The sequence below is a fragment of the Micromonospora sp. LZ34 genome (assembly GCF_052981855.1).
Window position 1 is genome coordinate 26240 of sequence record NZ_JBRIQN010000059.1, and the last position, 7320, is coordinate 33559.

At 68.5% G+C, this 7320-nt stretch carries 6 protein-coding genes and 1 pseudogene; 1 reads left to right on the top strand and 6 read right to left on the bottom strand.

The window, feature by feature from the left end; all coding sequences use genetic code 11:
* Positions 1–43: 43 nt before the first annotated feature.
* Genes ACVCAH_RS33375 through ACVCAH_RS33395 form a run of 5 tightly spaced genes read right to left on the bottom strand, consistent with a single transcriptional unit; the run spans position 44 to position 5228 of the window.
* Positions 44–1057 carry a BadF/BadG/BcrA/BcrD ATPase family protein gene (locus ACVCAH_RS33375; protein ID WP_447140222.1) on the bottom strand — a complete coding sequence of 338 codons (1014 nt, stop codon included), beginning with the start codon at positions 1055–1057 and terminating at the stop codon, positions 44–46.
* 54 nt (positions 1058–1111) lie between these two features.
* The gene (locus ACVCAH_RS33380) at positions 1112–2020 is read right to left on the bottom strand and encodes a carbohydrate ABC transporter permease (protein ID WP_447140223.1); all 909 of its coding nucleotides are present in this window, start codon (positions 2018–2020) and stop codon (positions 1112–1114) included.
* The gene (locus ACVCAH_RS33385) at positions 2017–2997 is read right to left on the bottom strand and encodes a carbohydrate ABC transporter permease (protein WP_447140224.1); all 981 of its coding nucleotides are present in this window, start codon (positions 2995–2997) and stop codon (positions 2017–2019) included. The genes ACVCAH_RS33380 and ACVCAH_RS33385 overlap by 4 nt, the downstream gene beginning before the upstream one ends.
* A complete protein-coding gene (ngcE, locus tag ACVCAH_RS33390) occupies positions 2997–4400 on the bottom strand; it encodes an N-acetylglucosamine/diacetylchitobiose ABC transporter substrate-binding protein (RefSeq protein WP_447140225.1) in 1404 nt (467 codons plus the stop codon). Before ngcE ends, ACVCAH_RS33385 begins: the two co-directional genes overlap by 1 nt.
* Positions 4401–4457: 57 nt before the next feature.
* On the bottom strand, positions 4458–5228 hold the full coding sequence (locus ACVCAH_RS33395) for a sugar isomerase domain-containing protein (RefSeq protein ID WP_447140226.1): 771 nt from the start codon (positions 5226–5228) through the stop codon (positions 4458–4460).
* 265 nt (positions 5229–5493) lie between these two features.
* Here ACVCAH_RS33395 and ACVCAH_RS33400 point away from each other — a divergent pair, with 265 nt between their 5' ends.
* Positions 5494–6432: a MurR/RpiR family transcriptional regulator gene (locus ACVCAH_RS33400; RefSeq protein WP_447140227.1), complete on the top strand. Its 939-nt coding sequence runs from the start codon at positions 5494–5496 to the stop codon at positions 6430–6432.
* Between the two features lie 54 nt (positions 6433–6486).
* Here the strand turns inward: ACVCAH_RS33400 and ACVCAH_RS33405 are convergent.
* A pseudogene (locus ACVCAH_RS33405) lies at positions 6487–6723 on the bottom strand (transposase); the annotation flags it as partial.
* Positions 6724–7320: the final 597 nt, after the last annotated feature.

The following is a 7320-nucleotide window of genomic DNA, read 5'->3' on the forward strand; positions in this document are numbered from 1 at the left end:
CCCGGAGCCGGGTCCGTCGCGGGTGGTACGCGCCCGGGGCGGGTCAGGCCCCGCGGCGCGCTGCGATGCCCACGAGCAGCCGGTCGAGCATGCCGGCGCTGACGTCCAGCTCCTCGGTCAGCAGTCCGACCACCGCAGCGCCCGCCGCGCCCTCGTGCACCCGGCGCACGTCGGCCCCGGCGAGCTCCTCGGCGAGCGCGCCGGTCGGTGTCCGGCCCGGCCCCAGGATCCCCTGCACGACGACACTGCCGCCGAGGACGACAGGCAGCTCCTCGTGGCCCGCACGTGCCAGCCGCAGCGTCCGCGCGAGCGACGCCTCCGCCTCCGCGACGATCGCCGCCGCGGCCTCGTCGGCGGCCGCCGCGCGGAACGCGTACGGGGCGAATCTCGCCAGGCGTACCGGCCTGTCGCCGTAGACGTGGTGGAGGAACGACTCCAGCACGACCGGCCGCCGGCCGGTGGCGAGAGCACCATCGGGCAGCGGAAGGCCGAGTTCGGTGAGCACCAACGCGGTGAGGTCGGTTGCCGGACCTGCCCCGTCGAGGTCCGCAGCGACGGCACGGGCGACCTTGCGACCGATCCAGAAGCCGGACCCGCGGTCGCCCAGCAGCCAGCCGGTGCCGTCGACGACCCGCTGCATCTCGAGCCGGGAGAAGCGGGCGGCGATAGCACCGGTGCCGGCGACGAGCGCGACGCCGTCGGGCTCGACGGCGGCGGAGTGGTACATCGCCAGGATGTCGACAACCCGGTCCACCCGGGCCGCGCCGTTGGCGATCCCCAGCGCGGCGCGCACCGCGGTGTCGCCGAGCAGCCCCTCCTCCCCCGCCGCAGCCAGGACCACGCGGGTGACCTCACCAGGGCCGAGCCCGGCCTGGGCGAGGGCCCGGCGGGCGGCGGCGCCGATGGCGCCGAGCGCCTCCGCCACGCCGACGGCGGTGGGGTTGCCGCTGGTCGACACGCCGTAGCCGAGGCAGTCGGCCTCGGCGTTGACGACCACCGCCCGCGTGTTGGACCCGCCGGCGTCGATCGCCAGCAGGGCCAGGTCGAATCCGCTCACCGGTGCATCCTCCTACGTCGACCTGGGGCACGCCGGGACGGCCGCCCTGGTGCGCTACTTGATCGCGCCCTGGGAGACCGAGGCCAGCAGCTGGCGCTGGAAGAGGACGTAGACCAGCAGCACCGGCAGGATCGTCAGGACCGCCGCGGCGAACATCGCCCCGAAGTCGACGTTGTAGCCCGCCTGCGAGGCGAAGGTCTGCATGCCCTGGGTGAGCACCATCTTCTGCGGATCGGAGTTGAGCACCAGCGGCAGGAGGAACTGGTTCCACAGCCCGACGAAGTTCAGGATCGCCACCGACGCCATGCCGGGGGCAGCCATCGGCAGCATCACCTGGAAGAAGACCCGCCACTCGCCGGCGCCATCGATCGCCGCGGCCTCGGCGATCTCGTCCGGCAGGTTCTCGAAGAACGGGATGAGGAAGAAGACGGTGAACGGCAACGCGTAGGCCACGTACGTCACGATCAGACCGGGCAGCGTGTTGAGCAGCCCGATCCCCTGGAGCGTGAAGAACAGCGGCACCACGGCGAGGAAGATCGGGAACGTCATCCCGGCCAGCACCAGCTTGTGGATGATGAAGCGACCGGGGAACCGAAAGCGGGCTAGCGCGTAGGCCATCATCCCACCGAGGAGCATGACGATCCCCAGGGCGGAACCCACGACCATCAACGTGTTGAAGAAGTAGCGGCCGATACCGGCCGTGTTCCACGCGTTGACGTAGTTGTCGAAGTTCCACTGCGACGGCAGCCCGAACGGCGAGGCGAAGATCTCGCGCGTGGTCTTGAACGACGTCATGAGCGTCCACGCCAGCGGCGCGAGCACCACCACCAGCCAGAGCCACATCACGCCTTGCGAGGCCGCCCCGACGAGGCGCTCGCCGCCGGACGTCTCCTTCCCGGTCCGGCGCGAACGGATCATGCGCGGCGTACCGGGTTCGGTCTTCGGCGCAGTCGTCACCGTCATCGTGCACCTGCCAGACGTCGGACCATGGCGACCAAACCGATGAACGCGAAGGTCATCACCGCGAGTACCACGCCCATCGCACAGGCTAGGCCGAACTTCCCGTTGGTGAACGCGGTGATGTAGATCTCCTGGGTCACGACCAGGGTGGAGTTGCGCGGGCCGCCCGAGGGGTTGAACACCGCCATGAACACGAACATGTCGAGCGCCACGATGCCCATGTAGATGTACGAGGTGCGGATCGTGCCCGCGATGGAGGGGGCGACGATCGACAGCGCCGTGCGGAGCCGACCGGCGCCGTCGAGGCGGGCCGCCTCGAAGAGCTCGGTGGGGATGCCGCGGATCGCGGCGATGAACAGCACCATGTAGAACCCGGCGAAGGCCCAGGCCACCACGGCGATCGTGGCCCACATGGCGGTCTGCTGCTGTCCCAGCCAGGCGTAGGAGCCGAGCCGGTCCAGCCCGAGCTGCCGGAGGATGCCGTTGAGCAGCCCGTCGCTCGGGTCGTAGACCTGCGCCCAGATGATGCCGATGATGATCGCCGGCACGACGTACGGGAAGAACGCGACCACCCGGTAGAAGCCCGATCCCCGCAGCCCGCGGACCTGCCCCTGGGACGGCCCGCCGATGGTGATCAGCAGCGCAAGCACGTAGGAGATCAGCAGCGTCAGCACCGGCAGCACCGTGAGCAGTACCAGGGTGTTGACGACGGCCTTGCGGAACAGGTCGTCCCCGGCCAGCTCGACGAAGTTGTCGAGGCCGACGAACGGCTTGTCGGGGCTGAACCCGCCCCACGACGTCAGGGAGTACGCCGCGGCCTGGCCGAACGGCCAGAGGACCAGCAGCGCGTAACCGGCGAACGGCACGCCGACGAAGACCAGCAGCAGCGAAAGCCGGTCGGGGCGGGCGATCGAACGTCGCCCGCCCCCTGTCCGGCGATCTGCCACCTCCCGCTCGGCGGCGAGGGGCAGGTCAGACATCAGCTCACCCTGACCTTCTTGATCGAGCCGTCCTCCCGGACCTTGTCGGCGACGTCCTGCATCGCCTTGGTCAGCTCCGCGATCGACATGTCGCCGGCCAGGAAGGAGTTGAACGCGACGTTGCTCGGCGTGCCGAAGCCGTAGATCCCGGTGAAGGTGTAGTCGAACACCCCGTCGCCCGCGCCGGAGAGCATCTTGCTCTGGGCCTTCAGCGCGGTGGAGCCGAAGCCGTCCTCCGGGATGTCAAGCTTGACCACCGGCAGGGCCAGCTTGGTCTTGGCGAAGTTCGTCGCCGCGTCCTTCGACAGCATGATGCGCAGCAGTTCCTTGCCGGCCGCCTGGTTCTTGGCCTTCGCCGGCACCATGTAGAGCTCGGACGCCGAGCCGCGGACGGCCGCGAGGCCGAGCTTCGGGTTCGACGAGACCGCCGGCGACGGGACGCCGACCATCTCGAAGCCCGGAGCGGTCTGGTCCTTCATCTCCGCCTCGATCCACGAGCCCGAGGGGTACAGGATCGCCTCCTGCTTGAGCGTCCACTGGGCCTGGGCGGCGGTGAACTGGGTGCCGGCGCCACCGGGCTTCACGTAGCCCGCGTCGACGATCTTCTTCAGGCCATTGAGGGCGCCCTGCACGGCCGGGTGGCTCCAGGAGTTCTTCTCCAGGTTGCCCAGCGCGACGCGGACCTCGTCGCCGCCCTCCTTGATGGCCGAGTCGAGGATGACGGTGAGATAGTAGTTGGCCGCCTCCTTGCCCCAGCAGAACAGGTACTTGCCCTGCTTCTTGGCCTCGGCGCCGAGGGCGAGGGCCTCCTCCCAGGTGGTCGGGGGCTTCCAGCCGAACTTGTCGAACAGCGCCTGGGAGTACCACAGCGCGTAGACGGTCATCACGTAGTTCAGGCCGGCGAGCTTGTTGTCGACGGTGGTCGAGTCCAGCACCCCGGAGAAGAGGGTGTCCTTGATCGTGGTGCCCTCGAGGTTCTTGGCCTGGATGAGGTCGTTGAGATCGGCGGCCTGGTCCACGATGGTGGTCAGCGGGATGGCGTCCGCACCGGAGTTGTCGATGATGTCCGGCGGATTGCCGCCGATGAAGCGCGGCTGGAGCGTCTGGGAGATCTTCGTCGTCGGGGTGAGCTTGACGCTGCCGCCGTGCTGCTTCTGGAACAGGTCACCGGCGTACGTGAAGTAGTCGGTCTTGTAGCCACCGTCGAAGATGACCGCGTCGACGCTGCTGTTCTTGCCCACACCGAACGGGTTGTCGGCGCTCTTGGCGCCGGTGCTGCCGCTGTTGCCCGTGCTCGACGAGCCGCAAGCCGACAGCATGCCTCCCGTCGAGGCCATGGCCGCGGCCGCCAGGCTCATTCGCAGGAAGCCGCGGCGCCCCATGGGGCTGATCTCACCGGTCACTGCATATCCTCCAGGGCGATTCTTCTTCGGGTGATGGGTGGAGCTGGTGTCGAGTGGTCAGGCGGAGCGCCTGATCCGGCCCTCGTACCTGGCCTCGAGCACACGGTTGCGCTCGTCGCCGCCGGGGATGTTGGCGGACAGGTAGAGCGGCGCCACGGCACCGTCACGGGACAACCGGCGGGCCACGCCGATCGTCAGCAGCTGCGCGATGAACGCGGCGGTGAGGGACGAGACCGCACCGACGGGCGTGACTCCCTTGGTGGTGAGCGTGGCGTCCCCGTACGGCGCCAGGTTGTCGATCACGACGTCGGCCACCTCCGACAGCCGCTGACCGCTCGGGTGCTTGGGCGTCACCCGCGCGGTGTGCTCCAGGCTCGTCACGGCGATCACCGGGTGCCCGTTCTCCTTGGCGAGCAGCGCCAGGCCCACGATCGAGCCGTTGACGCCGGAGTTGGAGGCGATCACGAAGGCGTCCTCGGGGTGGCGGTTCACCGTGGCGAAGAGGTCGGCGGCGATGTTGGGGTCGCGCTCCAGCGGCGGGTTCCCGAACAACTCGGCGACAGTGTGGCCGCCCTGCAGCACGGTGTCCCGGAGTGCGATCCGGTTGGTGGGGATGAGCCCGCCGGCCCGGCCGGCGACCTCCATGGCGAACGCCTCGGAATGGCCGGTGCCGAAGGCGTGGATGACGCCACCGCGCTCGATGCAGCCGGCGAGGATCTCGACAGCTTTCTCGAGACCACCTCGGGTAGCCAGGTCGCTGATCGCTCGCAGCCGGTCGCCGACCTCCTTCTCGTACGCCGTCACGTAGCCGAAGTCCTCGTTCGTCACGTTTTCGCCATTCGTTCTCGGGCCCACTCCGGTCGGCGCGGGGGCACCTCGCTGAAACAGCCATCCAGCCGTTTGTGAGCTGGGTCGCATCGGTGATGCGCAAGTCTGGTGCACTATTGAGGCTGATGTCAACGGCTCGTCCGACTTCCTTTGACCGGAATGCCGGAAACAGGCGAGCAAGCGGCTCGCCGGGTTGACGAGGAACCCCGTTGAATGGTTCATTCATTGTTTCAGATCGTGGATGGACCGACAGAGAGGGCAGTCGATGACGACCGACACCGCCGCTGGCATGGCGCTGACGGTGAGGGATGCAACCCCCATCACAGAGCTGATCCGCACCCGGCTGCGCGAGTTGCCCCCCTCGCAGGCGCGCGTCGGCCGCAAGGTCCTGGAGAACCCGCTCGCCGTCGCGCAACTGTCCGCCGAGAAACTGGCCCGACTGGCCGAGGTCTCCCAGGCGAGCGTCACGCGGTTCTGTCAGGCGCTCGGGCTCCCGAGCTACCAATCTCTCCTGCTGCGCATCGCGCAGGAGAGCGGCCACACCGGCAGCCGGTTCACGGATCCGGGCTGGGACACCACCGACATCGACCTCGACGTCTCACCCGACGACGACATCGAGACCATCCTGCATATGCTCGTGGCCGCCGACATCCGCGGCCTCCAACTCGCGGCCCAGTCGATGGACCTCGCCGCGATCGACCGGGCGGTCCGATACCTGCTCTCGGCCCGCCGCATCGACATCTACGGCTGCGGCGCGAGCGGCGTCATCGCCCAGGAGCTGGAGATGATCCTCTTCCGGGTCGGCCTGCACGTGCGGGCCTGGACCGAGGGTCACCTCGCGCACACCTCTGCCGCGCTGCTCACCAGCCGCGACGTCGCCATCGCGATCTCCGACTCGGGCAACACGCGGGAGACCTACGAGGCACTTACCCAGGCCAAGGAGCGCTGCGCCCGCACCATCGCCATCACGCGCGACCCGCGCTCGGCCATCGGACGACTGGCCGACATACCGCTCACCGCCTTCGGCGGCAAGCCCGGAGTGCGCCCGAAATCGTTCGCCTCCCGGCACGCCCAACTGCTGCTCATCGACCTGCTCTACGTACGCCTCGCCCAGCAGGACTACGAGCGCTCGTCGGCGTCGATCGCCCTCACCTCGCATATCGCGGCGGCGCACGCGGTCGGCCGTCGCAAGAAGGACCGCTGATTCCGGTCGCCGGCTGCTGTCCGGCACCGCGGCTTTCACCCGGGCGGGGTGATCGCCCTCGGGGTCGCCCATGTGATCGCTGACGTAGCCGCGCAGGTCGTCACGTACTCCGTCGACGTCCCATCCGGCGCGGTTGAGGAGCCGCTGCATGCCGTCGGGAGTCTGATCCCCCGCGGCTTCGGCCAGGGTCCAGCTGTTCTTGCCGGCGACCGGGGACAGCAGGCCCAGCAAGTACTTGCGGGTGCGACGGCGCGGTTCTACCCGCCCGAACCGGCCCGCGATCCGAGTCATGAGTACGTCCAGGTCAATCGACCAACCAGCAAGATCACTAACGGTCACGGAAAAAGGCAGTCTACAAAGGACTGCCGGAACAAACGTGTGTTGCCGTCAACGCGCCAACCGTGCGGCGGCCCGCGACTTCATCGATCGATGGTCACGATAGCGCCGGCGATACCAGCACCGGGCCAAAACAAGCCACTACCAGCGCAGACGCCGTCTCGCCGAACTGCGGCTGTCGTACTAACGATCTTGTGCGCAATTACCAGGGCTTGTGGCTGTTGTGATGTGGATCGGCTACCAGGTGATCATGCGGTCACGAGGCCGCGACGGCGTCGATGGTCTCGGGTAGAAGTTCACGGCGGCCGGTGAAGCGTTGAAGCTGCCGCCACCACTTCAGCTCCGCGATGGCGTGCTCGACCGGGATACGTGGTGAGGACTGGTGTTTACGCCCTGCTTCCCGCGTGCTGACGTGCGGGTGGTGCGCCAGGGCGGAGTTTCAGCGGCGGTGCTGTGACCTGGCCGGGGTGGTCCTTGTTCCGCACCGGGTTTGATGGAGACATCGAAACCTGGGAGGAACACCAGCGATGCCGGCACCGAAGAAGTACAACG